Annotated in this window: 24 protein-coding genes, 1 tRNA gene and 1 pseudogene; 14 read left to right on the top strand and 12 right to left on the bottom strand. The window is 69.0% G+C overall.

Features of this window, described 5'->3' with window-relative positions; genetic code table 11:
- A pseudogene (locus tag AB4070_RS00005) lies at positions 1–255 on the top strand (glutamate decarboxylase); the annotation flags it as partial.
- 30 nt (positions 256–285) lie between these two features.
- On the opposite strand, the gene nhaA reads toward AB4070_RS00005, so the two are convergent.
- The 4 genes from nhaA to AB4070_RS00025 form a co-directional block, all read right to left on the bottom strand.
- Entirely contained in the window at positions 286–1,563 is a 1,278-nt protein-coding gene (gene nhaA, locus AB4070_RS00010) for a Na+/H+ antiporter NhaA (RefSeq protein WP_441978384.1), read from the bottom strand.
- A 66-nt stretch (positions 1,564–1,629) separates the two neighbouring features.
- Positions 1,630–1,803 (bottom strand): hypothetical protein, encoded by a 174-nt coding sequence (locus AB4070_RS00015; protein WP_164734097.1) that lies wholly within the window; start codon positions 1,801–1,803, stop codon positions 1,630–1,632.
- A 169-nt stretch (positions 1,804–1,972) separates the two neighbouring features.
- Positions 1,973–2,045 (bottom strand) — tRNA-Arg (locus AB4070_RS00020).
- Between the two features lie 16 nt (positions 2,046–2,061).
- Positions 2,062–2,877 carry an SGNH/GDSL hydrolase family protein gene (locus AB4070_RS00025; RefSeq protein ID WP_441978385.1) on the bottom strand — a complete coding sequence of 272 codons (816 nt, stop codon included), beginning with the start codon at positions 2,875–2,877 and terminating at the stop codon, positions 2,062–2,064.
- Between the two features lie 92 nt (positions 2,878–2,969).
- On the opposite strand from AB4070_RS00025, the gene argS reads away from it, so the two are divergent.
- Together argS and AB4070_RS00035 are read left to right on the top strand one after the other, a co-directional pair.
- Positions 2,970–4,634, top strand: a complete 1,665-nt coding sequence (gene argS, locus AB4070_RS00030; RefSeq protein ID WP_441978386.1) for an arginine--tRNA ligase — start codon at positions 2,970–2,972, stop codon at positions 4,632–4,634.
- A gap of 40 nt (positions 4,635–4,674) precedes the next feature.
- Entirely contained in the window at positions 4,675–5,523 is an 849-nt protein-coding gene (locus tag AB4070_RS00035) for an LmeA family phospholipid-binding protein (protein WP_441978387.1), read from the top strand.
- A gap of 17 nt (positions 5,524–5,540) precedes the next feature.
- Here AB4070_RS00035 and AB4070_RS00040 read toward each other — a convergent pair whose 3' ends face one another.
- The 4 genes from AB4070_RS00040 to AB4070_RS00055 all read right to left on the bottom strand — a co-directional run bounded on the left by AB4070_RS00040 (position 5,541) and on the right by AB4070_RS00055 (position 8,881).
- Positions 5,541–6,287, bottom strand: coding sequence for an alpha/beta fold hydrolase (locus tag AB4070_RS00040; RefSeq protein WP_441978388.1), 747 nt, complete (start codon positions 6,285–6,287; stop codon positions 5,541–5,543).
- 2 nt (positions 6,288–6,289) lie between these two features.
- Positions 6,290–6,871: a TetR/AcrR family transcriptional regulator gene (locus AB4070_RS00045; RefSeq protein WP_441978389.1), complete on the bottom strand. Its 582-nt coding sequence runs from the start codon at positions 6,869–6,871 to the stop codon at positions 6,290–6,292.
- Complete coding sequence (locus tag AB4070_RS00050) at positions 6,849–7,751, bottom strand: alpha/beta fold hydrolase (RefSeq protein ID WP_441978390.1); 903 nt, start codon at positions 7,749–7,751, stop codon at positions 6,849–6,851. The genes AB4070_RS00045 and AB4070_RS00050 overlap by 23 nt, the downstream gene beginning before the upstream one ends.
- Positions 7,752–7,819: 68 nt before the next feature.
- Positions 7,820–8,881, bottom strand: a complete 1,062-nt coding sequence (locus AB4070_RS00055) for a YihY/virulence factor BrkB family protein (RefSeq protein WP_441978391.1) — start codon at positions 8,879–8,881, stop codon at positions 7,820–7,822.
- 147 nt (positions 8,882–9,028) lie between these two features.
- On the opposite strand from AB4070_RS00055, the gene lysA reads away from it, so the two are divergent.
- The 5 genes from lysA (at position 9,029) to prfA (ending at position 15,935) form a co-directional block, all read left to right on the top strand.
- Entirely contained in the window at positions 9,029–10,447 is a 1,419-nt protein-coding gene (lysA, locus tag AB4070_RS00060; RefSeq protein ID WP_441978392.1) for a diaminopimelate decarboxylase, read from the top strand.
- Positions 10,448–10,468: 21 nt separating this feature from the next.
- A complete protein-coding gene (locus AB4070_RS00065; protein WP_046748226.1) occupies positions 10,469–11,773 on the top strand; it encodes a homoserine dehydrogenase in 1,305 nt (434 codons plus the stop codon).
- A gap of 2 nt (positions 11,774–11,775) precedes the next feature.
- Positions 11,776–12,738: a homoserine kinase gene (gene thrB / locus AB4070_RS00070; protein ID WP_441978393.1), complete on the top strand. Its 963-nt coding sequence runs from the start codon at positions 11,776–11,778 to the stop codon at positions 12,736–12,738.
- Between the two features lie 159 nt (positions 12,739–12,897).
- Positions 12,898–14,844: a transcription termination factor Rho gene (gene rho / locus AB4070_RS00075; RefSeq protein WP_441978394.1), complete on the top strand. Its 1,947-nt coding sequence runs from the start codon at positions 12,898–12,900 to the stop codon at positions 14,842–14,844.
- An 11-nt stretch (positions 14,845–14,855) separates the two neighbouring features.
- Positions 14,856–15,935 (top strand): peptide chain release factor 1, encoded by a 1,080-nt coding sequence (gene prfA, locus AB4070_RS00080; RefSeq protein ID WP_045265013.1) that lies wholly within the window; start codon positions 14,856–14,858, stop codon positions 15,933–15,935.
- A gap of 18 nt (positions 15,936–15,953) precedes the next feature.
- Here the strand turns inward: prfA and AB4070_RS00085 are convergent, their stop codons facing one another.
- Positions 15,954–16,607, bottom strand: coding sequence for a response regulator (locus AB4070_RS00085; protein ID WP_441978395.1), 654 nt, complete (start codon positions 16,605–16,607; stop codon positions 15,954–15,956).
- On the bottom strand, positions 16,604–18,250 hold the full coding sequence (locus AB4070_RS00090; RefSeq protein WP_441978396.1) for an ATP-binding protein: 1,647 nt from the start codon (positions 18,248–18,250) through the stop codon (positions 16,604–16,606). The genes AB4070_RS00085 and AB4070_RS00090 overlap by 4 nt, the downstream gene beginning before the upstream one ends.
- 166 nt (positions 18,251–18,416) lie before the next feature.
- Between AB4070_RS00090 and AB4070_RS00095 the strand changes: the two genes are divergently transcribed.
- Together AB4070_RS00095 and AB4070_RS00100 are read left to right on the top strand one after the other, a co-directional pair.
- Positions 18,417–19,961, top strand: coding sequence for a CitMHS family transporter (locus AB4070_RS00095; RefSeq protein WP_441978397.1), 1,545 nt, complete (start codon positions 18,417–18,419; stop codon positions 19,959–19,961).
- Between the two features lie 67 nt (positions 19,962–20,028).
- Positions 20,029–20,436: a hypothetical protein gene (locus AB4070_RS00100; RefSeq protein ID WP_441978398.1), complete on the top strand. Its 408-nt coding sequence runs from the start codon at positions 20,029–20,031 to the stop codon at positions 20,434–20,436.
- Between the two features lie 10 nt (positions 20,437–20,446).
- Here AB4070_RS00100 and epsC read toward each other — a convergent pair whose 3' ends face one another.
- Positions 20,447–21,019, bottom strand: coding sequence for a serine O-acetyltransferase EpsC (epsC, locus tag AB4070_RS00105; RefSeq protein WP_441979017.1), 573 nt, complete (start codon positions 21,017–21,019; stop codon positions 20,447–20,449).
- Positions 21,020–21,027: 8 nt separating this feature from the next.
- The gene (cysK, locus tag AB4070_RS00110) at positions 21,028–21,966 is read right to left on the bottom strand and encodes a cysteine synthase A (protein WP_441978399.1); all 939 of its coding nucleotides are present in this window, start codon (positions 21,964–21,966) and stop codon (positions 21,028–21,030) included.
- Between the two features lie 100 nt (positions 21,967–22,066).
- On the opposite strand from cysK, the gene prmC reads away from it, so the two are divergent.
- From prmC to AB4070_RS00130, 4 genes are read left to right on the top strand one after another with little or no spacing between them, the layout of a single operon-like run.
- Positions 22,067–22,927 carry a peptide chain release factor N(5)-glutamine methyltransferase gene (gene prmC, locus AB4070_RS00115; protein ID WP_441978400.1) on the top strand — a complete coding sequence of 287 codons (861 nt, stop codon included), beginning with the start codon at positions 22,067–22,069 and terminating at the stop codon, positions 22,925–22,927.
- 52 nt (positions 22,928–22,979) lie between these two features.
- Positions 22,980–23,729 (top strand): L-threonylcarbamoyladenylate synthase, encoded by a 750-nt coding sequence (locus AB4070_RS00120; RefSeq protein WP_441978401.1) that lies wholly within the window; start codon positions 22,980–22,982, stop codon positions 23,727–23,729.
- Positions 23,726–24,889: an MraY family glycosyltransferase gene (locus AB4070_RS00125; protein WP_441978402.1), complete on the top strand. Its 1,164-nt coding sequence runs from the start codon at positions 23,726–23,728 to the stop codon at positions 24,887–24,889. The genes AB4070_RS00120 and AB4070_RS00125 overlap by 4 nt, the downstream gene beginning before the upstream one ends.
- Complete coding sequence (locus AB4070_RS00130; RefSeq protein ID WP_441978403.1) at positions 24,889–25,407, top strand: hypothetical protein; 519 nt, start codon at positions 24,889–24,891, stop codon at positions 25,405–25,407. The genes AB4070_RS00125 and AB4070_RS00130 overlap by 1 nt, the downstream gene beginning before the upstream one ends.
- The last annotated feature ends 45 nt before the right edge of the window (positions 25,408–25,452 follow it).

Genomic DNA, 25,452 nt, shown 5'->3' on the forward strand with positions numbered 1-25,452 from the left:
AAAGAGGGGCACACGAAGAACTGGACGCTCTACGACCTGCAGGATCGGCTGCGCATGAAGGGCTGGCTCGTGCCGGCGTACCCCATGCCTGCCGACCTGGAGCAGATCACGGTGCAGCGCATCGTCGTGCGCAACGGGCTGAGCATGGATCTCGCGGAGGAGCTGCTGCAGGCGATCGCGACCGAAGTCGCCTACCTCGACGCACTCGAGTCGCCGATGCCGACCGAGAAGCCCCGATCGGCCTTCCACCACTGAGCGGACGGCGTCTGCCTCGGACGTGGCAGCCTACTCGACCCGACGCGCCGCTCGGGCCAGCGCATTGCGCCGCGCCAGGATGAGCCCGCCGAGGACCGCTGCGACGAACGACCCGACCAGCACACCGATCTTCACGTGCTCGTCCGCGACCGAGCTCGACCCGTAGGCGAGCTCGCCGACCAGCAGGGACACGGTGAAGCCGATTCCGGCGAGGAACGCCATACCCGTCAGGTCCGGCCAGCGGAGAGTCTCGTCGAGACGCAGCGCGGGGAACCGGCTCAGCAGGAAGGTCGTGAGGAGGATGCCGACCGGCTTGCCGGCGACCAGTCCCACGACGATGCCGATCGTGATCGGGTCGGTGAACGCCGATGCGAGTCCGTCCCATCCGCCGACAGTGACACCGGCGGCGAAGAACGCGAACACGGGCACCGCGAACAGCGTGGCCACGATGCTCCACCGGTCGGCGAAGTGCGCGGCCATGCCGTCGTACACGGGACGGCCCTCCGCGTCGGTGCCCGTGTGCACTCGAGCGCGCTCCGTCGCGGTGACGGGGACGACGAAGCCGAGCAGCACGCCGGCGACCGTCGCGTGGACACCGGACGCGTGGATGCACACCCACACCGCGATGGCGAGAGGCAGGAGGACCCACCATGCGCGCACGCCCTTCGCCACCAGGGCGGCGAATCCGGCCAGCGGGAGCAGTGCGAGGATCAGCCACGGGAAACTGATGGTCTCCGTGTAGAAGGTCGCGATGATCGTGATCGCGATGAGGTCGTCGATGATGGCGAGTGTCAGCAGGAACACGCGCAGCGCGGGCGGCAGGAACTTGCCGACGACAGCGATCACGGCCACCGCGAACGCGATGTCGGTCGCGGTGGGGATCGCCCAGCCGCGCAGCGCATCCGCTCCACTCGTGGCGTTGATCAGCACGAAGATGAGCGCGGGCACCACCACACCACCCACGGCCGCGGCGATGGGCAGGGCAGCGCGGCGTGGATCGCGCAGGCGCCCCGCGACGAACTCCTCTTTCAGCTCCAGCCCGACGACGAAGAAGAAGATCGCCAGGAGTCCATCCGACGCCCACGCGCCGACGCTGAGCTCGAGATGCAGCTCGGGGATGCCGAAGGTGAAGTCGCGCATGGACTCGTACCAGGGCGCGGCGGGACTGTTGGCGAGGACCAACGCGGCGAACGTGGCCGCGAGCAGAAGCGAGCCACCGAGCACGTCGCTGCGCGCGTTGGAGCGGATGCCTTGCCACAGGGCGTGCGGGGCGAGGGAGAAGCGGGCAGGGGAAGGATTCGCAGACACGGAAAGACCTCACGCGAGAGAAGGGGTGAATGGCGCAGAAGACCACCGCCCCGTTCGAGGCGTGGTCTAGTTCCGTGGCGGCGGGCAGCCGGCGATCTCACCGTGCGAGAGGGTGCCCCACACGCTGGTCCATCCGTTCGTGCCCGGGTGCATGATGATCCGCATCCACTCCCTCATCGGGGTCGCCGAACGCAGACGGTGCGGGGCACGCGTCGAACCGGCGATCGAGAGGAGGGGCACGGCAACAGCCTATCCGGAAGGCCTGGGAACCTGCGGGGCCCGCGCACCCTCGGCCGCCGCAGATGTTCGGCAGCCACTGGTCTCGGGCGGTGCCGCAGCGGAGCGTGAGCCCCCCGTCGAGGCGATACGAGAGAAGGCCGCTCGGAAGAGCGGCCTTCTGCTGGTGTTGTGCCCCCGACAGGAGTCGAACCTGCGACCTACGGTACCGGAAACCGGCGCTCTATCCACTGAGCTACGGAGGCGTACCGATCGACAATATCACTCGTCGGGGGTGGTCTCCGACCCACCGGCCTCCGTCATGGGCGCGGCGCGCAGCTCGTCGAGGGCGGCGGCGAGCTTCTCGGCCAAGTATCGGTGCCCATCCGTGGACGGATGCTTGCGGCCGACCTCCACGTCGATCACGTCGAGATAGTTCTGCGCGGTGATCCAGGCCTGGGCGATGGGGGAGATGTACCACCAGCCGCGCGCTGCGGCGAGCTCCGCGAGGTCGGTGTCTATGCGGGCCGTGGTCGCGCCGACGGGAAGCTCGTGCGGGGCCGGGCCGAGCACCACGATCGTGGCCTTCGGGTAGAGAGCAGCCATCGCGTCCCACGCGGCGTTCACGGCCTCGCGGTATCCGGCGACACCCTGGGCACGGTCGTTGATCGAGCCCTGCATAATCACGAGATCGGGCGACAGCGACGGGTCGAGTGCGGCGATGCGCTCTCCGAACGTCGGTCCGTCGATTCCGGGCTTGAGGTATCCGCTCCCGCGGACGCCGTCAACGATGGTCCGGCCGCCGAGGAGATCGGCGAGGAGATAGGCGTAGCCCTGCGTGGGGAGGGTGGCCGCCGAGCCGTACGTCCAGGAGTCGCCGAACACCAGGACGGTGGGGTTCTCCGGGAGGACGAGCGGTGGCGGCGCGATGACCGCCGATGCGTCCGATTCGCCCGCTGCGGCCGCGCTGATCGGGGCGGCGAGAGGGGCGGGAACCCACGGGCGCCAGACGCCGAGAGCCACGGCCGCGACCGCCACGATCAGGGCGGCGGTGATCGCGGCGACACCCCGGCGGCGGCGGGCGGCGGCTGGCTTCATGTGATGAGAGTAGATCACGGGAGAGCGAACGCGAATTCCTCCCGGTCCGTGCCGTCGGACGGCGTCGTCCTGCCCCGTAAACTGAGGGGGCTATGAACCCCGAAACCCTCGCCGCAGCCCTCCTCGCCGTCCTCGCACCCATCGCCGAGGAACGACGTCCCGGCGAGCCGCTTGAGCTCTCCGTATCAGACATCGTGCTCGAGCGCCCCCGCAACCGCGAGCACGGCGACTGGTCGTCGAACATCGCCATGCGCCTGGCCAAGCCGCTCGGCACGAACCCGCGTGAGCTGGCTCAGCAGATCGCCGACGGTCTCGCCGGCGTCGACGGCATCGCGAGCGCCGAGGTCGCAGGCCCCGGCTTCATCAACATCCGCCTCGACGCTGCAGCCGCCGGTGCGCTGGCGAAGATCATCGTCGACGCCGGGGACGCGTACGGGACCAACGACTCGCAGGTGGGTCAGAGCATCAACATCGAGTTCGTGAGCGCGAACCCGACCGGCCCCCTCCACATCGGACACACGCGCTGGGCTGCTCTCGGCGATGCGATCGCCCGGGTGCTCGCCGCGTCGGGTGCCACCGTCGCCAGGGAGTACTACATCAACGACGCGGGCGCGCAGATGGACCGCTTCGCGAGCTCCGTCCTCGCCGCGGCGAAGGGAGAGCCGACCCCGGAGGGCGGCTATGCCGGAAGCTACATCGGCGACCTCGCCGCGCGCGTGCTCGCTGCGCGTCCCGACCTGCTCGAACTGCCGGCCGACGAACAGGTCGACGTCGCCCGCGAGCTCGCCTACGAGTACCAGCTCGAAGAGCAGAAGCAGTCCCTGTCGAAGTTCAACGTCGATTTCGATGTCTGGTTCTCCGAGCGCACTCTGCACGCCAAGAACGATCAGGGTGTGAGCCTCGTCGACCAGGCGGTCGATCGACTGCGCGAGCAGGGGCATGTCTTCGACCAGGAGGGCGCCGTCTGGGTGCGCACCACCGACTTCGGTGACGACAAGGATCGCGTGATCCGTCGCTCGAACGGCGAGTACACCTACTTCGCCGCCGATGCGGCCTATTACCTGAACAAGGGCGACCGCGGATTCCAGGACAAGATCTACCTGCTCGGCGCCGACCACCACGGGTACGTGCACCGCCTCAAGGCGATCGCCGGCGCGGCGGGGGAGGACCCCGAGAAGAACGTCGAGGTGCTCATCGGGCAGCTCGTCTCGATCGGCGGTGCCCGTCTGAGCAAGCGCGCGGGCAACATCATCGAGATGGACGATCTGCGCGAGTGGCTCGGCACCGATGCGCTGCGCTACTCGCTGGAGCGCTCTCCCGCGGACTCGCCGCTCGCCCTCGATCCCGAGCTTCTGCAGAAGCGCACGAACGACAACCCCGTGTTCTACGTGCAGTACGCGCATGCCCGCACTCACAACGTGGCACGAAACGCGGTCGCGTCGGGCGTCGACCGCTCCGAGTTCGCGCCCGAGACCCTCACCCACGAGACCGAGAGCGCACTGCTCGGAGCGCTGCAGGAGTTCCCGCGCATCGTGGCGTTCGCGGCCGAGGTGCGCGAGCCGCATCGTGTCGCCCGCTACCTCGAGGAACTCGCCGGTCTGTACCACCGCTGGTACGACAACTGCCGTGTCATCCCGCTGAGCGACGACCCCATCGAGAGCGTGCATCGCACTCGTCTGTGGCTCAACGACGCCACCGGTCAGGTTCTGCGCAACGGACTCGACCTACTCGGGGTCTCCGCGCCGGAGCGCATGTAGTGCAGGCGGGCGGGCTTCGCCGTGCGGCAGGATGGCAGGCATGAGCGACGACAACCACACCCGGCCCTACCCGGACGCGGCCACGGAGCATCCGACGCTCGTGATCCCGGGTTATGCGTCCGATCAGGGTGCAGACGCCCCACAGCAGAAGCGGCACCGGTGGCCGTGGGTGCTTCTCGTCGTGGTCGTCGTCCTCGCGCTCCTGGTCGTCGCGGCTGAGCTCATCGCACGCGCGGTGCTGCCCGGCGTCGTGCGGTCGATCGTCGTCGAGAAGCTCGATCTCCCTGCCGACCAGCAGCTCGACGTCGAGACGCAGGGACTCCTGCTGCCCCAGCTGATCGGCGGCACCCTCGACACCCTGCACCTCTCCACCGATTCCGTGACGTTGGACGGGATCACAGGTGCCGCTGACGTCACGGCGACCGGTGTTCCGCTGCGCGGGGGTGACCTCGACGGTGCCTCCGGCACGGTCCGCGTCGACCAGGAGCAGTTCACGACGCTCCTGGCCGGCACCGATCTGCCGGTCGACTCGGTGGAGTTCGCGGCACCGAATGCCACGGTGAGCGGCTCGATCAGCGTGCTCGGAGCCGCGGTGCCACTCTCCCTCACGCTCACCCCCGGCACCATCGACGGTGACCTCGAGCTCACGCCGGTCGGCATCAGCATCGGCGGGCTCGACGTCGACCTCGACAGGGTCGGTTCCACCCTCGGCGCCCTCGGGGAGGGACTCACGCAGCCCCAACGGGTGTGCATCGCCGACCAGCTGCCGTCAGGACTCACGATCACAGGGGTCGAGATCGTCGACGACGCGGCCGTGATCGACGTCGACGTGAACGGCGCGATCGTCACCGACAAGGCTCTCCAGAGCAAGGGCGTCTGCCCGAGCTGACGGGCAGCGGTCTCGGTTCACGAGGAGTCGGGGGCGCCGAGCATCGCTTCGATGCGGCGGGCGAGCCAGGCGGGCCGTTGCAGCGGGATGCCGTGCCCGCAGCCATCGATGGCCTCGAGAGTGCTCTGCGGCAGTGAATCCTGCAGGAGCGCTGCCGAACGCTGCATGAGCGACTTCTCCTCGGCGCCGAAGAGGATAGACGCGGCTCCGCTATAGGTCTGCCAGCCGGTGGGAGGCGTGAAAAGGAGATTCTCCTCGACGGAGCGCAGGAGCGTCTCGCGTGAGATGGCGGCGGATGTGCGCACGTAGTCGGCCAGGAGCTCGTCCGGGACGAACAGCTGCCGTGCCTGCAGCCGGGCGAACCACTCCTTCCTCGCGAGGCCGGCGGTCGCTCCGAGAAGCGCGAGAGTGGGGCGGGTCATCCGCATCGGCACGGCCTGGGCGCTGATGACGATCACGTTCCTCACCAGTTCGGGAAACTCCGCGGCGAGTTGCACGGTGAGCTGTGCGCCGAGGGAGAACCCGACGACGGTCGCCGGTCGCCCGAGCTTCTGCAGCACGCCGGCGAGCGCGGCGACCGTTACCGCGTGGGACTCGTAGGACTCATCCGTGCTGCGTCCGTGGCCGGGGAGGTCGGGAACGATCGACCGCACACCGTCGTCGATGTGGGCGCGGACGGGCTCCCACATCCACCCGGCGACGCCTCCGCCGTGCAGGAGGAGCAGCGGAGGTCCGACCGGATCGCCGTAGGTCGCGACGTGCATGATCAGTTCCTCTCGAAGGACTCGGCCATGCGGCCGATCGTGTCGATGGCGCGTTCGAGCAGCGTCGGCTCGAACGGGCCGAGCAACCGCGATGCGGAGAGCAGTCCGATCGATGCGCTGGAGAGTGCGAGGGCGAGGGCCTCGACATCCACGTCGTCCACGATCTCGCCTCGACTCTGCAGACCCTGCAGCCATTCGTTGACGCGCCTCTGCCGGTCGCGGTACCGGCCGTCCGTGATCTCCGCCACGTGCGCACCGAGGATGCCCCGGTCGTCGAGGAACGCCGCCGTCATCAGTGCGTCCTCGCTCAGAGCCCGTGCGGACGCGCGGTAGGCGGAACTCAGGCGTGGCCGGTCGCCCAGCTCACGACGCACGCGGTCGTTCATCCTCGTCGTGCCCCGCTGCAGGAGCGCATCGAGGATCTCCTTCTTGCCGGCGAACTCCAGGTAGACCGCGCCCTTGCCGATGCCGGCGCGTTCGGCGATCGAGGCGACGCTCATGGCGTCGAAGCCGTTGGCGAGCACGAGCTCCTCCGCGGCGTCGAGGATCCGATCGTGGCGGTCAGGGACGCGGGGCCTGGGCATCGCGGTCTCCCTCCAGGTGGTCGAGCATGGCCGGGACGACGAGGTCGGGGCGGTCGCGCTGCACCCAGTGCCCTGCTCCGCCGGCGACCCTCAGGGATCCGACGGGCAGCAGCTCCGCGGCGGCTTCGGCATGGGGGAGCGGTACCCCGGTATCGCGATCGCCGTGCACGAGAAGCGTGGGGGTCGTGATCGAGGAGAGTCGAGGCGTGTACACCGTGCGCAGTCGATTCCAGAGCACCTGATCGCGCTGCCACTCCGCGAAGCTCGTCAGGCCTGTGCCGGTGGAGGCTTCGTCGAGCACCGCCTTCACGAGTTCGGGAGTGCGGGCCTGAGGATTCCTCACGAGCGTGGCCAGACCTCGTTCCATCGCGGCCGCGTTGCGGGCGTAGGACCGCGTGGCCGCCGCCAGCAGCCCTGTGCGCAGCAGCAGGAACGTGCCGAAGTGCGTCATCCGTCCGGAGAGCCCGTCGGCCAGGCGCGGCATCAATCCGTAGCACCCCAGCAGGATGGCGGTCCTCGCGCGGCCCGGCTGGTCGAGGAGATGGCCGAGCGTCATGCCACCGCCGAGCGAAAGACCGGCTATCGCGTAGTCCTCCACGCCGAGCTCGTCGACGAGGTCACCCACGTACCGCACGAGGTGTTCCTGGGTGAGGCGCCAGCCGGCGCGGGGGCTGCGGCCGAAACCGGGATGGTCGGGGGCGATCACGCGGTGTCCGGCGCTGGCGAGCGCGGGGCCGACCTCCCCCCAGGAGAGTTGCGCGTTGTCGGCGCCGCCGCCGTGCAGAAGCAGGACGGGAAGGCCGGTTTCGGATGAGGGGCGCCATTCCAGCACCGAGACCGTGGCGCCGGGGAGAGTGATGCTCGTGCGACGTGGCTCCATGAAGCCTCCTTCGTTGTGACCAGGTTACTCGATCTGGTCACAACGAGCGTCGGATCAGCCGGTGCCCATCAGGACGCCCCGTCGGAGGCCACAGCCTTCTGTGCCGCCCGCAGCTCGGCCGTCGCGATCTGCACTTCGGCCTCGGCTCGCTGGAGCCGCCGCTGGGGGAACGTGGTCGCCGCGAACCTTGCATGCACGCGGTCGGACCTCTCCTCCTCGGCGGTCACGATGTAGGCGCAGGCGAACAGCATCACCTGGGTCGAGAAATTCAGCCAGATCAGCAGTGCCAGGAGGGACGCGAACGAGGCGAGGAGCGGGTTGCTGGTCGCGCCGCCGACGAACAGACCGGAAAGCTCCTGGAGCACCAGCAGACCCAGGGCGCCGATCAGGGCACCGGGCCACAGGGAACCGGCGGCGGGACGCACGCCCGAGAGCACACGGAACACTCCGATGATGAGCACCGCGTCGAGAGCGAACACCACGAGCAGCGAGAGCAGCCGAACGGTCCAGGCGACCGCGGGGGAGTCGGCGGGAAGGCCGAGGAGGTCGGCGATCCACTCGACTCCGAGCTGACCGACGAAGGTGAGTGCGGCTGAGGCCACGAAGGCGAGTCCGATCCCGAGCGCCAGGGCGAGGTTGCGCAGGATCACCCACACCCAGAGGATGTCGTCCTGGACGGTACCGGCGATCACCCGCACGGCGGTGCGGAGAGAGCCGATCGCTCCCAGAGCGGCTCCGACGAGGGCGACGAGCGAGATGATGCCCGCGACGGAGAGCGACGCGGGTGCCTTGAGGTCGTTCGGATCGATCGCGCCGTCTTTCCCGATCAGACCCGGGACGGCGGACTGCACCGCCTGGATGATGGCGCGCCACGCGTCGGGGTTGCCCGCGAGCCAGAGCGCGGCGATCGAGAAGCCCAGCAGCACCCCGGCGAAGACGCTGAACAGGGCGCGGTACGTGACGCTGTCGGCCAGCATCGGGCCCCGTCGTTCGGAGTAGAGCAGCGCGGCTCTGACCGGTCGCCGGGAGAGCGCCCACGCGATGGCCGGCGTCGTGATGCGCGCGATCAGTCCGGGTTTCGGCTTCGCGGATGACTCCGTGTCCTGGTGTGCTGTCTCGCTGTTCGTCACGCCCCCACCTTAGGAGGCACCTGCGGAGTGCTGCAGGGGCTTGACGCGGCGAGTCACCGTGATCAAGGCGACGGGGTGGGTGCCCTAGAATCGGGTCAACCTCGATGTGCGCGCCCTGCCCGAGATCCTTCCCACGATTGGTGATCAGTGCTTCTCCCTGCCGATTCGCTCGCCCCGGAATGGCTCGCCGTCCCCGAGGACGCGAACGATCTCGCCGACGGCGTCTGGCCGGCCTCAGCGGTGCGAGACGACGACGGCGTGCTCGACATCGCCGGCGTCAGCGCCACGGACCTGGCCCGCACCTACGGCACTCCGCTCCTCGTACTCGATGAAGACGAGGTGCGCGGGCGTGCGCGCAGATTCCGCCTGGCGTTCGACAGGGCAGCGGCCGAGAACGGCACCACGGCGCAGGTGTACTACGCGGGCAAGGCCTTCTTGTGCACGACCGTGGCGCGCTGGGTCGTCGACGAGGGACTGCGCGTCGACGTGTGCACCGGGGGAGAGCTGGCCGTGGCCCTCGCCGCGGGGGTCGCTCCCGCTTCCATCGGCTTCCACGGCAACAACAAGTCGGTCGCCGAGCTGGAACGCGCGGTCGAGGTCGGCGTCGGCACGATCATCGTGGACAGTGCGATCGAGATCGAACGCCTTGCAGCGATCACGGCGCGTACCGGCGCGACGCAGCGCGTGCTCGTGCGTGTGATCAGCGGCGTCCATGCCGAGACCCACGACTTCCTCGCCACCGCCCACGAGGACCAGAAGTTCGGGTTCCCCCTGCCGGATGCCGAGCGGGCCGTGGCCCGGATCCGGGAGATCCCCGGCCTGGTGTTCGCAGGCCTGCACTGCCACATCGGCTCGCAGATCTTCGGCGTCGCCGGCTTCCGCGAATCCGCATCGCGCGTGCTCGATCTGCATGCAGCTCTGCTCGATGACGGCCCCGTGCCGCAGCTCAACCTCGGCGGCGGCTTCGGCATCGCGTACACGCGTGTGGACGACCCGACGCCCATCGAAGAGCTCGCCGGCGCCATCATCACCGCGGTCGCCGACGACTGCGCTGCCCGCGGCATCCCCGTTCCCGCCCTGTCCTTCGAGCCCGGCCGCGCCATCGTCGGCACCGCCGGTGTCACGATCTACGAGGTCGGCACCACCAAGGATGTGATGATCGACACCGGAGCCGTCCGCCGCTACATCAGCGTCGACGGCGGCATGAGCGACAACGCGCGTCCGGCGCTGTACGGCGCCCAGTACTCGGCGCGGATCGCCTCACGCGTCGGGGAGGGCGAGCCGCGGCTCAGCCGCGTGGTCGGCAAGCACTGCGAGTCGGGTGACATCGTCGTCGATCACGAGTACCTCCCGGACGACCTCGTGCCCGGGGACCTGCTCGCAGTGCCGGCGACCGGCGCCTACTGCGTCTCGCTCGCCAGCAACTACAACCACGTCCCGCGGCCGCCGGTCGTCGCCGTGCGCGGTGGGCGTTCCACGGTCATCGTGCGCGGCGAGACCATCGACGACGTGCTGGCCCGCGACGCGGGCATCGACGGGGCGCACGCCCCCGAGGGAGACAAATGACCCACCTCCGAAGGAGCAACCATGACTGAATACCGACGACTTCGTGTGGCGCTGCTGGGTGCCGGAGCGGTCGGCTCTCAGGTCGCGGCCCTCCTGCTGCGCCACGGCGACGAACTCGCCGACCGCGCGGGTGCCGAGCTGGAGCTCGCCGGTATCGCGGTGCGCAACCTCGACGCGCCACGCGACGTCGACCTGCCCAAGGAGCTCTTCACGACCGACGCCGAGTCGCTCATCCTGGGCGCCGACATCGTGATCGAGCTCATCGGCGGCATCGAGCCGGCCCGCACCAACATCCTGCAGGCCATCGGCTCCGGGGCTGACGTGGTCACCGCGAACAAGGCACTCCTTGCCACTCATGGGCCCGAGCTCTTCGAGGCCGCAGACCGGGTGGGCGCCTCCGTCTATTACGAGGCCGCCGCGGCGGGGGCGATCCCGATCATCCGTCCCCTGCGCGATTCGCTCGCCGGCGACCGGGTGGTGCGCATCATGGGCATCGTGAACGGCACCACGAACTACATCCTCGACAGGATGGAGACCGAGGGCGCCGACTTCGCCGACGTGCTCGCCGATGCGCAGCGGCTGGGCTACGCCGAGGCCGACCCGACGGCGGACGTCGAGGGCTACGATGCAGCGCAGAAGGCGGCGATCCTCGCAAGCCTGGCGTTCCACACCGCCGTGCCGCTGGAAGCCGTCTACCGCGAGGGCATCACCTCGATCACGGCATCGATGATCGAAGAGGCGAGAGCTGCAGGCTTCGTGATCAAGCTGCTGGCCGTGTGCGAGCGGATCGAGGCCAACGGTGCCGAGTCGATCTCGGTGCGCGTGTACCCGGCCCTCGTCCCGGCATCGCACCCCCTCGCCTCCGTGCACGGTGCGAACAACGCGGTCTTCGTCGAGGCGGAGGCTGCGGGCTCGCTGATGTTCTACGGTGCCGGTGCCGGTGGTGTGCAGACCGCGTCCGCCGTGCTCGGCGATGTGGTCTCCGCGGCCCGTCGTCACATCGCAGGCGGGGTCGGGGTGGGAGAGTCCACGCGCGCCAACCTGCCCGTCGTGCCGATCGGTCACGTCACCACCAGATACCAGATCACGCTCGAGGTCGCGGACGCGCCCGGTGTGCTCGCGACGGTCGCGAGCATCCTCAGCGACGGCGATGTCTCGGTCGCCACCGTCGTGCAGACCGTGGAAGGCGAGGACGAGCCGACGGCCCGTCTGATCATCGGAACGCACCGCGCGACCGAGCAGGCCCTGAGCGCGACTGTCGATGCTCTCGCCGACAGCGAGGTCGTCGCACGCGTGGTCTCGGTGCTCCGGGTGGAAGGCGAGTGACGATGACAGCACCCGTCGTCCCCGCGGAGGGCGGAGCCGTCGAAGGACGCACCGTCGAGGTGCGGGTGCCGGCGACGAGCGCCAACCTCGGCCCCGGCTTCGACACGCTGGGCCTCGCGCTCAGCATCTACGACACGCTTCTGGTCACTGCCCTGCCGGCCGGCGAGCTCGAGATCGAGGTCTCCGGTTCCGGAGCGGCCGAGATCCCTCGTGATGAGTCGAATCTGATCGTCCGCACCATCGCCTACGTGTTCGCCGACGCCGGACGCCCTGTTCCCGGTCTGCGGATCATCGCGGAGAACGCCGTGCCGCACGGCAGGGGCCTCGGTTCATCCGGTGCCGCCGTGGCTGCGGGCGTGCTCGCCGCGAAGGGACTGCTCGAGGGCGATGTGGAGATCGGTGACACGGATCTCCTCCGGCTGGCGACCGAGCTCGAAGGCCACCCGGACAACGTGGCGCCGGCCCTCTTCGGTGGCCTGACGATCGCATGGATGTCGGAGCGAGGACCGCAGCACAAGAAGCTCCTCGTGCACAGGGGGGTCTCGCCCCTCGTGCTGGTCCCCGCGTACACGATGTCGACCTCGCAGGCGCGGTCGCTCCAGCCGCCGCAGGTCTCCACCGCCGACGCCGTGTTCAACGTCTCCCGCTCCGCGCTTCTGATCGCTGCGTTGATGCAGAGTCCGGAGCTGCTCCTGGATGCGACGGCAGACCGCCTCCACCAGGACTACCGTGCCGGAGCGATGCCGGAGACGCAGCGTCTGGTGCAGGCGCTGCGCGCTGCCGGCTTCGCCGCGGTGGTCTCCGGCGCGGGACCCAGTGTGCTGGTCCTCGCCGACGGCCCCGGCAGTCGTCAGGACGCCGTCGAGCTCGCCGAACGCGTCACCGACACCCCGTGGGAGGCTCTCCTGCTCGCAGTCGACGTGCGTGGTGGTACAGTGGGGTCTCGAGCGGAGGGCTCCACGTAACTGCGTGAATCTGGCCCCATTGCAACTCTTGCAAGACCCGCACGCAAATCCCTGTGGCAGAGCTCATTCCTGAGCCGCCTGCCGAGGCTGGCTGGCGCCGAGCGTCAGCCCGTGCGATCGCGCGCAGCACCCGTTGTGCGCGTTCAACGCTCATTCCCCATGACATATAAGGGAGTACTCGTGGAGAACCTCTCCGAGACCCAGAACGATCAGTCTGCGCCCGCTTCGGAAGCACCGGCGACATCCGCGGAGCCGACGAGCGAAGCAGCACCGGCGCGCAAGCGTGCGCCTCGCCGTGCCAGCACCGCGACCGCGGCTGCAAAGGCCGAGAAGGCCGAGAAGGCGGAGGGCGCGAAGGCGGAGGCCGCGAAGGCGGAGAAGGCCGCGAAGTCGGACGCTCCGGAAGCATCCACCACCGCAGCAGCGTCCGCCACCGCCGAGACCACCGAGGCTGCACCGAAGGCGAAGCGTCCGAGTCGCAGCCGCGCGAAGAAGGCCGATGCCGAGGCTCCCGCCGCTGAGGCGGCACCCGCCGAGGCCTCGACCGCCGACTCCGCAGGCGCCGAGGCTCCCGCCGAGGCCGCGCCCAAGAGCACGGGACGTGGACGTCGCGGTGCGCAGAAGCCCGCAGCCGACGCCGAGGCGCCCGCTGCGGAGCCGGCAGCAGAGTCCGCTTCCGATTCCGCACCCGCTGAGGCTCCGCAGAACACCGACTCCGATTCCGGGGACGGCGGCGAGGAGCAGGGCGGCCGCGGACGCAACCGCAGCCGGAGCCGCAACCGCGGACGCGGTCAGAACGGTGCGGCCCAGGAGCAGCAGCAGGCCCAGCCCGCCGCCGACGACGAGCAGTCCGGCGGCAACAACCGCAACCGTCAGCGCAACAAGCGCCGCAACGGTGCACCGGCCGACGAGTTCGAGACCGAGATCACCGAGGACGACGTCCTGATCCCGATCGCCGGCATCCTCGACGTGCTCGACAACTACGCCTTCGTGCGCACCACCGGCTACCTCGCCGGCCCCAGCGACGTCTACGTGTCGCTCGGCCAGGTGAAGAAGTACAACCTGCGCAAGGGCGATGCGGTCGTCGGCTCGATCAAGCAGCCGCGCGAGGGCGAGCAGCAGGGGCGCCAGAAGTACAACGCCCTGGTCAAGGTCGACTCGATCAACGGTCTGTCGGTCGACGACGCGGCCACCCGCGTGGAGTTCGGCAAGCTCACCCCGCTCTACCCGCAGGAGCGCCTGCGTCTGGAGACGGCTCCGGAGAAGCTGACGCAGCGCATCATCGACCTCGTCGCGCCGATCGGCAAGGGTCAGCGCGGCCTCATCGTCGCACCGCCGAAGGCCGGCAAGACGATCGTCCTCCAGCAGATCGCCAACGCGATCGCGCAGAACAACCCCGAGGTCCACCTCATGGTCGTGCTCGTCGACGAGCGTCCCGAAGAGGTCACCGACATGGAGCGCACTGTGAAGGGCGAGGTCATCGCCTCGACCTTCGACCGCCCCGCCGAAGACCACACCACCGTCGCCGAGCTCGCGATCGAGCGCGCCAAGCGTCTCGTCGAGCTGGGCCGCGACGTGGTCGTGCTCCTCGACTCGATCACCCGCCTCGGACGCGCCTACAACCTGGCCGCCCCGGCGTCCGGCCGCGTCCTCACCGGCGGCGTCGACGCGTCCGCACTCTACCCGCCGAAGCGCTTCTTCGGCGCAGCCCGCAACATCGAGAACGGCGGATCCCTCACGATCCTCGCCACCGCGCTCGTCGAGACCGGCTCCAAGATGGACGAGGTCATCTTCGAGGAGTTCAAGGGCACCGGCAACAGCGAACTGCGCCTGTCGCGTCAGCTGGCCGACAAGCGGATCTTCCCGGCGGTGGACGTGAACGCGTCCAGCACCCGCCGCGAGGAGATGCTGCTCTCGGCCGACGAGGTCAAGATCACGTGGAAGCTCCGTCGCGCCCTCGCCGGGCTCGACCCGCAGCAGGCGCTCGAGGTCGTGCTCGGCAAGCTCAAGGAGACCAACTCGAACGTCGAGTTCCTCGTGCAGATGCAGAAGTCGATCCCGACGCTGCCCTCGGGCGCTCACGGACACGACAACAACATCCGCTGAGCGGCCGACCCGTGTTCGAGTCCGTCCAGACTCTGATCGACGAGCATCGCCGGGTGCAGGAGGAGCTCTCCGACCCGGCGGTGCACGCCGACGCGGCACGCGCCAAGCGCGTCAACCGTCGATACGCGGAGCTGTCGCGCATCGTCTCCGCCTACGAGGCCTGGGTCGCGGCGACCGATGACCTGGAGACGGCTCGGGAGTTCGCCCGCGAGGACGAGTCCATCGCGGCGGAGATCCCCGCGATGGAAGAAGAGCTGCAGGGCGCTCAGGAGCGTCTGCGGCGTCTGCTGATCCCGCGTGACCCCGACGATGCCCGCGACGTGATCATGGAGATCAAGGCGGGGGAGGGCGGCGCGGAGTCCGCGCTGTTCGCCGCCGACCTCCTGCGCATGTACATCCAGTACGCCGCATCCAAGGGCTGGAAGACCGAGCTGCTCGAGCGCAACGAGTCCGACCTCGGCGGCTACAAGGACGTCCAGGTCGCGATCAAGGGTTCCTCCTCCGATCCGGCGCAGGGTGTCTGGGCGCACCTGAAGTACGAGGGAGGAGTGCACCGTGTGCAGCGGGTACCGGCGACGGAGTCGCAGGGCCGCATCCACACCTCGACGACCGGTGTGCTCGTCTTCCCCGAGGTCGATGAGCCGGAGGAGATCCACATCGACCAGAACGACCTCAAGATCGATGTGTTCCGCTCCTCGGGGCCCGGCGGTCAATCCGTGAACACCACGGACTCGGCGGTGCGGATCACGCACGTGCCCACCGGCATCGTGGTGTCGATGCAGAACGAGAAGTCGCAGCTGCAGAACCGGGAGGCCGCGATGCGCGTGCTGCGCGCCCGGCTGCTCGCGAAGCAGCAGGAGGAGCTCGACGCGGCAGCCTCCGACGCGCGCAAGTCGCAGATCCGGGGCATGGACCGTTCGGAGCGCATCCGCACCTACAACTTCCCGGAGAACCGGATCGCGGATCACCGGACCGGATTCAAGGCGTACAACCTCGATCAGGTCATGGACGGCGCTCTCGACCCGATCATCGAGAGCGCGATCGCCGCCGACGAGGAAGCACGTCTCGCAGCCGTCGGCTCCGATTCCTGAGCCGTCCGTCCGCTGACGTCAGACGCGTGCGGCGTAGCGGTGCTCGGGGCGGCCCGTCGATCCGTAGTTGAGGCGGACTTCGACGACGGCTCTCGCCGCCAGAGCTGCGAGGTGCCGCTGCGCGGTCGCTCGTGAGATCCCGACGCGCTCCCCGACCTCGGCTGCCGAGTGCTCTCCGTCGCCGAGTGCGGCGAGCACGAGCTGCTCCGTCGCCGACCGTGAGACGGATACCGGTTCGCCCGCGCCGTGCAGGATGGCGAGGGCGCGGTCGATGTCGTCCTGGCGGATGGTGCGATCACCGTCGAGGAGGTTGCGGTATCGCACGTAGCGATCCAGTAGTCCTGACAGAGCCCGTCGCTCGAAGGGCTTCGCGAGATAGCCGACAGCTCCCGACCGCAGCGCTCTGCGTACCGTCGGAGCGTCGTCCGCTGCGGAGATCAGTATCGCGTCGATGCCGGACTCGCGCACGAGTGCGATACCGTCCCCGTCGGGGAGGAAGACGTCGGCGATGAGCAGATCCGGTCGGGAGGTGCGCATGCTGTCGCGGGCTTCGGCGACCGAGCGCACGGTCTCGGCGGCGCCGACTCCCGGGTGCTCCTCGACGATGCTCTGATGAAGCTGGGCGACGCGGAAATCGTCGTCCAGGATGAGTACGCGCAGGGGGACGGTCATGGGTTCTCCTCGTGATCGGGGGAGCTGCGGTCGACTGCTCCGTTGATGCGAGCGGCGAAGACCGCTCCGCCGCCGAGACCGCCGGGATCGATGACCCAGAGGTCGCCCCCGTTCCGACGAGCGATCTCCGTCGACAGCGGAAGTCCGATCCCATGCCCGTGCACGGTGTCGCTGGTCTTCTGGTCCCGCGTCCGCGGGGCGAAAGGATCGACGTCTCCGAGTCCGGGGCCGGAGTCGGAGACGGTGAACACCAGTGCATCGTCGTCGTCCAGGACCGCCACCTCGACCCAGCGGGGAGTCCGCTCTCCCGAGACCGCGGCGGTGACGGCATTGTCCACGAGGTTGCCGAGGACGGCGGCGACGTCTTCGGGCGCGATCACCGTGCCGATCAGGTGGGTGTCGTCCGCGATGCGCAGGGCGACGCCGCGTTCTCCGGCCTCGACGGCTTTGGCGCCGAGGAACGAGTGCAGAAAGGGGTCCCGCAGGAGGTCCAGCCCCACGACCGGGAACGCCACAGGACCCCGCTCGACGAGCTCGCCGAGGAACGCCCTGGCATCTGTGACCCGGTCGGCATCGATGAGCCCGGCGGCCACGTGCATGCGGTTGGCGAACTCGTGTCTCTGCACGCGTAACGCGGCGGTCATCGTCCTGACCGTCTCCAGGCGCTCGGCCAAGGCGACCAGGTCCGTGCGGTCGCGCACGATGAGCACGGTGCCGAGCTCCTGCCCCTCGCGCACTACCCTCCGCGAGTCGAGGTACAGCATCCGGTCGCCGACGAGGGCGCTCGAGCGGGCGCCCGTTCCGGTCAGGGTCTCCAGGACGGCCGGGACGAGACCGAGCTCGTGCACAGGACGTCCGACCGGCTCGTCGAGGGCGAGCAGCCGATCCGCGGCGGCGTTGCTGACCCGGACGACGCCTCGTGTGTCGATGGCGATGACGCCGTCGTCGACCCCGTCCAGCACGGCCGTCTGGTTCTGCACGAGCGCGACCAGCTCTTCCGGCTGCACTCCGAGGGTGAGACGCTCCCACCGTCTGCGGAGCAGGAGGGACGCGAGCACAGCCAGTGCGAGGGCGCCCGCAGCCGTGCCGCCGATCACGGAGAGCAGGGACGGCAGATCGTCGAAGACGCCCGCACGCTCGAACCCCACGCTGACCTCGCCCACCGGGGTACCGGTCTCGTCCCTGACGGGAACCTTGGCGCGCGCGGACTCGCCGAGCGTCCCGGTCTGCCAGTCGACGATCTCGGCGCCGGCGAGCACCTCCTCGTATGGTGTGCTGACCTCTTCGCCGATGCGTGCCGGGGTGGGGTGCGCGAGACGGATGCCGTTGTCATCGGTGAGCACCACGAACAGTGCGCCGGTGCGGGCGGTGACATCGGAAGCGATGCGCTGCAGGTCGCCCTCACGCAACTCGTCCGCGTCGGGTGCGCCCTCCTGGAGGGAGATGCGAGCGACCTCTGCGCGCACCTGCGGATCCTCCGCGAGGGTGCGGGCGATTCCCAGGGCCGTCGACTCCGCCTCGGTGCGCAGCTGCTGCATGGCGAGCAGCAGATACACCCCGGTGCACAGCGCGACGACGAGAGTCACCGTCGCGAGCTGCAGGAGCAGGGCGCGCGTGGCGAACCGCGGTCTGGTCGACGTCATCCTTGGCACCGTGATTCTCTCCGTATTGCGCTCGCGCAATATGCGCAGAACCCACGCTACGCGCACAACGACAGGGAATGCGAGATACCGCTCCCGCGGCGCGCGGATTGCCTATTCTCGTCGGGATCCGTCGACGCAGACGGAGACACGACGAAGGAGTCAACGCATGCCAGACGCACTCACCGGTCTGTTCGCGGCCACCGAAGAGGCGCCGACCTACGATGTGGCGTTCGTGCCGCCGGAGTGGGTGCTCGTGCTGCTCGGGTTCACGATGGTCCTCGCCTTCATGACGCTCATCATGACCAAGCGCCTCACGCCCATGGTCGCGCTGATCCTCGTTCCGACTGCGTTCGGGCTCTTCGCCGGCGCCGGTCTCGGTCTCGGGGACATGATCCTCGATTCGATCGGCAAGATGGCGCCGACCGCGGCGCTGCTGATGTTCGCGATCATGTTCTTCGGCATCATGATCGACGTGGGGCTGTTCGATCCGCTCATCCGCCTCATCACACGCCTGCTCGGGGACGACCCGGCGAAGGTGGTGCTCGGCACCGCGATCCTCGCCGGAGCGGTGTCCCTGGACGGCGACGGCTCCACGACCTTCATCATCACGACATCGGCGATGCTCCCCATCTACCTCCGGCTGGGGATGAGCCCCGTGGTGCTGACGTGCGTCGCCGGCCTCATGAACGGCACACTGAACATCGTGCCGTGGGGTGGGCCGACCGTACGCGCCGCGACGGCGCTCGGGGTGCAGCCGACGGACATCTTCGTGCCGATGCTGCCCGCGCTCGGTGCCGGCATCGTCGTGACCCTCGGGTTCGCGTGGATCCTCGGGCTGCAGGAACGCCGCCGCCTCGGGCGCCTGGACTCGGAGGGCCTGCTCGTCGGCGCCGACGGCGGATCGCTGTCGACCGTGCCGAAGATCTTCCGCGGTGCGGAGCCGAAGCCCGGAGCGCGCGCCTCGCTGCGTACCGGCAACCTCGTGGTCGTCGCCGGCGGACACGCTCCGGTCTCCGCTGCGAGCGTCGACCCCGCGGACACGGCCATGGCGGACACGATGCTGGACCCCGCCCGCCCCACGCTCCGACCGAAGCTCATCTGGTTCAACCTCGCCCTCACTCTCACGGTGATGGTGCTGCTGGTGCTCGACATCCTGCCGCTGCCGTACGTGTTCATGGTGGGGGCCGGTATCGCCCTCGTCATCAACTTCCGCGGCATCAAGGAGCAGGCCTCCGAGATCGTCGCACACGCACCGAGCATCGTGGGCGTCGTCTCCATGGTGATCGCGGCCGGTGTGCTCGTCGGCGTGCTCACCGGCACCGGGATGGTCGATGCGATGGCCGCGTGGATCACGAATGTGCTTCCTCCTGCTCTCGGCCCGTTCCTCGCACCGATCACCGGAGTCCTGTCGATCCCGTTCACGTTCTTCATGTCGAACGACGCGTTCTACTTCGGCATCCTCCCGGTGCTCGCCCAGAGCGCTGCCAACTTCGGCATCGATCCCGTGGAGATGGCGAGGGCCTCCATCACCGGTCAGCCCGTGCACCTGCAGAGCCCGCTCGTGCCGGCGATCCTGCTGCTCGTGTCCCTCGCGAGCGTGAACCTGGGCGACCACCACCGCAAGGTGCTGTGGCGCGCGACCATCGTCTCGCTCGTGATGCTCGGCGTCGGCATCCTGAGCGGAGCGGTCCCGTTCTTCGTGGCCCAGTGACAGGCTGGCGGGGAGTGCGGACAGTGCACTCCCCGCCGTCCGGGATGCGGGACGCTATGCTCGGCCCGTGATCACATTCCTGTTCCGCGGCCTGCTCTACCTGGTGTCCGCCGGCCTCGGCCTGATCGCCGCCGACCTCCTGCTCGACGGCTTCGAGATCGAGTGGGACAAGTGGTGGGGATTCGTCATCTGCATCCTTATCTTCGCGATCCTGCAGAGCGTGCTCTCGCCGTGGGTCATGAAGATCGCCAATCGCTACGCACCGGTGCTCATGGGTGGCATCGGCATCGTGTCGACGCTGATCTCGCTGATCATCGTCGTGCTGCTCCCGATCGGTGGCCTGCGCATCACGGACCTCACCGGATGGTTGCTGGGTTCGGTCATCGTGTGGTTGATCACGGCCCTCGGAAGCGTGCTGCTCCCGCTGATCTTCCTCCGCAAGAAGGTCGAGTCGGCCAAGGGAGAGCGCCGCTGACGCACGCGGGTCAGATCGCGTAGTGATCCGGGGCGGTGAGGAGTGCTCTGGTGTCCTCACCGACCGTGCGGTGACGCGGCTTCGCCGGAATACCGACGAGGACGCTGTCCGCCGGGGCGTCTCGGGTCACGACCGCGTTCGCGCCGACCACGGAGCCCGCGCCGATCGTGACGGGTCCGAGGATCTTGGCCCCCGCTCCGACGGCGACACCGTTCTCGAGGGTGGGATGCCGCTTGCCCGAGGTGCGGGTGCGTCCCCCGAGCGTGACTCCGTGATAGAGCATCACGTCATCGCCCACGACGGCGGTCTCGCCGATCACGACACCCATCCCGTGGTCGATGAAGAACCGGCGACCGATGCGTGCGCCGGGATGGATCTCGATCCCGGTGAGCCAGCGTGAGATCTGCGACCCTGCTCGTGCGAGCAGACGCAGCCGACGCCGCCAGAGCGCGTGGGATACGCGATGCGCCCAGATCGCGTGCAGCCCGGGGTACAGCAGTGCGACCTCGACGGCGCTGCGCGCGGCCGGGTCCCGGAGGCGAGCTGCCGCGATATCCTCGCGCATCCGCCCGATCATTCCCATCAACGGCCTCAGTCTTCGCGCAGATCCTCGAACAGGGCGGTGGACAGGTAACGCTCACCGGTGTCGGGGATCACGACCACGATCGTCTTGCCGGCGTTCTCGGGGCGGGCGGCGACCTTCAGCGCTGCGGCGACGGCTGCACCGGAAGACATGCCGACGAGCAGACCCTCCTTGGCGGCGAGCTCGCGGGCGACGCGGATCGACTCGTCGAACTCCGCGGTGAGGATCTCGTCCAGCACCTCGCGGTCGAGCACGTCGGGGACGAAGTTCGGGCCGATGCCCTGGATCTTGTGCGGGCCGGGGTGTCCCTCGGTCAGCACGGGGGAGTCCTTGGGCTCGACGGCGATCACCTGGACGCCCGGCTTCGCGGCTTTGAGAGCCTGTCCGGTTCCGGTGACGGTCCCTCCGGTGCCGACGCCGGCCACCAGGATGTCGACGGCGCCGTCCGTGTCGCGGAGGATTTCCTGCGCCGTGGTCTCGCGGTGGATCTGCGGGTTGGCAGCGTTCTCGAACTGGCGGATCCAGATCGCGCGAGGGGTCTCCGCGACGATGCGCTTGGTCTCCTCGATCGCGCCGCTCATGCCCTTGGTGGGGTCGGTGAGCACGATCTGCGCACCGAACGCCTTCAGCAGCACGCGGCGCTCCTTCGACATGGAGGCCGGCATCGTGAGGATCACGCGGTACCCGCGCGCCGCGCCGACCATGGCGAGGGCGATGCCGGTGTTGCCGCTCGTCGACTCCACGATCGTGCCGCCAGGCTGCAGCTCACCCGATGCCTCGGCGGCGTTGATCATGGCGATGCCGATGCGATCCTTCACGCTCGATGCGGGGTTGTAGTACTCGAGCTTGGCGAGGACCGTCGCACCGAGACCCTCGGTCACCCGGTTCAGCCGGACGAGCGGGGTGTTCCCGAAAGCGGTCGTGATGTCGGAATGGATGCCGGGCATGGTGAGCCTTCCTGTGCGGGGGTCGCTGCGGGACCAGCCTAGGGGAGGGGGTCTATGGGTGAGGCTTTGTGACGGTCGCCCGCACCCTACGCTGGAAGTCATGTCCGACAACTCTCTTGCCGCGGTCGTCCGCGCAGCGGCCCAGCGTCTGGCCGACGTCGGCGTTCCCGATCCCCTGGTCGATGCCGAGCTCCTCGCCGGGCACGTCCTCGGCAGGCGGCGCGGTGAGGTGCAGGCCGCGATCGTCCGTGGCGACCCTGTCGACGAGGTCGATGCGGTGGTGCTGGAGTCGGTCGTCGCCCGTCGAGCCGCGCGCGAGCCCCTCCAGCACATCACCGGGACCGCTCCGTTCCGTCACCTCGAGCTCGCCGTCGGCCCCGGCGTCTTCGTGCCGCGTCCGGAGACCGAGACCGTCGTGCAGTACGCGATCGACGCATTGGTGAACTCCGCGGAACCCGCCCCGATCGGCATCGACCTCGGCACCGGAAGCGGGGCCATCGCCCTCGCCATGGCCACGGAGGTCCCGCATGCCCGGATCTTCGCCGCCGAACTGTCCGAAGATGCCCACGCGTGGGCGAGTCGCAACGTCGAAGGAGTGGAGAACCTGACGCTCGTCCTCTCCGACCTGCGAGACGCGTTCCCGGAGTTGGACGGCACGGCATCCGTGGTCATCTCGAACCCGCCGTACGTCCCTGACACGGCCGTACCCCGCGACCCGGAGGTGCGACTCTTCGACCCGGCCATGGCGCTGTACGGGGGAGAGGACGGCCTCGACATCGTCCGCGTGCTCAGCGGGCGGGCATTGCGACTGCTGCGCCCTGGCGGACTTCTCGTCATCGAGCACGGCGAGCTGCAGGGCGAATCGATCAGGGAGATCCTCACCGTCGACGGCTGGCGTGCGGCGGCGACGCATCGCGACCTGACGCTGCGCGATCGCGCCACGACCGCGCTCCGCCCCTGATCAGCAACCTCCGAGCGTGCTCATCGGCCGCGCCGCATAGAATCGAACCGTCATGTCAACCATCTTCGACTGCAGCGACGAGTCGCAGCTTCTCGCCGGCATGCGCAATGCGCGCCAGGCGATCGGCCGAGGCGACCTCATCGTCATCCCCACAGACACGGTGTACGGTGTCGCCGCCGACGCCTTCTCCCCGGCCGCGGTGCAGAGGCTCCTCGACGCGAAGGGGCGCGGCCGCGACCAGCCGCCGCCCGTTCTCATCGGCACCAAGGAGACCCTCGCTGCTCTTGCGGAGTCGGTTCCCGAGCCCGTGGAGCGTCTGGTCGAGGCGTTCTGGCCCGGGGGACTCACGATCGTGCTGCCGGCGCAGCCGTCGCTGGTGTGGGACCTGGGGGAGACCCTCGGCACGGTCGCAGTGCGCATGCCGGAGGGTCGTGTCGCCCTCGAACTGCTCGCGGAGACCGGACCATTGGCGGTCTCCAGCGCCAACCTCACAGGAGAGTCGGCTGCCATCTCTGCGTACGACGCCGAGAAGATGCTCGGCGACAGCGTGGCGGTCTACCTCGCCGACGGGCTGAGCAAGGACGGCATCGCGTCCACCATCGTCGATGCGACGTCGCTGGTGCGTCGAGGCGCCGACTCCGACCAGGGCGTCGTGCGGATCCTCCGTGACGGCGCGGTCACGCGCGAGCAGCTGCACGAGGTGCTCGGCGATCTGCTCGAGCCCGAGGACGACGGGCAGGAGCACACCGAGCACGCGCACACCGCGCACGCGCACCCGCAGGAGCAGGACGGGGATTCGTGAAGCAGTATCTCTTCACGATCATCCTCACCGCCGCGATCACGTTCGCGCTGACCTGGGCGGTGTTGAAGGTGAGCCTCCGGTTCAAGCTCTACCCCGCCATCCGCGACCGTGACGTGCACACCACGCCGAAGCCCCGGCTGGGCGGCGTCGCGATCTTCCTCGCCATCGCCGCGGCCTTCGGCTTCTCCGCGATGAACCCCTTCTTCCAGAGCATCTGGATCCCCCCGCAGACGATGTGGTCGATCCTCGGCGCCTCGCTCCTGATCGCGATCATCGGCGTGGTGGACGACCTCTGGGACATCGACTGGATGATCAAGCTGGGTGCGCAGTTCCTCGCCGCCGGCGTCATCACGGTCGGCGGCGGACTGCAGATCCTCTCGCTGCCGTTCGGCGACCTCATCGTCGTGTCCAGCTGGCTGAGCATCACCATCACGATGTTCGCGATCGTCATCGTGATGAACGCGGTGAACTTCATCGACGGCCTCGACGGCCTCGTGGCCGGTGTGTGCCTGATCTCCAACGGCGTCTTCTTCGCCTACTCGTACATCTTCACGCGAGACTCCGGAGCCTCCAGCTACTTCAACCTCTCGACCTTCCTCGCGGCGGTGCTCATCGGCGCGTGCCTCGGATTCCTGCCGTTGAACTGGAGTCCGGCCAAGATCTTCATGGGGGACTCGGGAGCACTGGTGATCGGTCTCCTCATGGCCACGTCCGCGATCGCGATCACCGGCCAGATGGACCCGTCGGCCCTCGACCCCGAGCGTCTCGGCCGGTCGCAGCTGGTCGGAGCCTTCCTGCCGATCCTGCTCCCGTTGCTGGTGGTGCTGCTGCCGCTGCTGGACTTCGGCCTCGCGGTGCTCCGGCGCATGAGTGCGGGACGCTCGCCCTTCTCGCCCGACCGCAAGCACCTGCATCACCGCATGCTCGATCTCGGCCACCGCGACCGCGACGCCGTCCTCATCTTCTACGCCTGGACGGCCGTCGTCTCCCTGGCGGTCCTGATGATGTACGTCGGCGCACGGGAGGACTGGCCAGGCCAGTACCTTCCCGGCGTCGGCTTCGGCATCGTGGGCATCGCCGCCTGCCTCGTCGTCACCCTGAGCCCCACCCGCCGCAGCGCTGCGGATGCCGAACCCGATCCGACACCCGTGGAGTCCTGATGAGCCCGAGCCCCGTTTCCAGCACCCCGATCCTGCGTCGGACCCTGATCTGGTCGGCGGTCGCCACCGTCGTGCTCGCGATCGTCGCAGGCGGCGTCGGCTTCCTGGTCGCCCAGGGCGAGGGCCTCGTCAGCGGCCTGCTCGGCGTCGTGCTGTCGGCCGTGTTCCTCGGCATCACCGGCCTCAGCATCCTCATCGCGAATCGCTGGTTCGGTGACCCGCTCTACGTGCAGCTGTTCTTCGCGATCGTGCTCGGCGGCTGGCTGCTCAAGCTGGGCGTCTTCGTCGTGGTCATGATCCTGCTCGCCGGTCAGCCCTGGCTGCAGCCGATGGTGTTCTTCCTCTCGATCGTGGCCGGTGTGCTGATGTCCCTCGTCATCGACGTCGTGGTGCTCACGCAGATGCGTCTGCCGCACGTCAGCGACACCACGCTCCCGACCGAGGTTCCCGAAGATCGCGCCCCCGGCAACGCCAATCACATCGACGGCGGCCCCGTCGAGGGCGGCCAGCGGTCTTAGGGGACCCTCAGATTCTGATAGTGTTGAGACGTGCCCGCCGCTCGC

The organism is Microbacterium sp. 2RAF4, from assembly GCF_052115285.1.
GTDB lineage: Bacteria > Actinomycetota > Actinomycetes > Actinomycetales > Microbacteriaceae > Microbacterium > Microbacterium oxydans.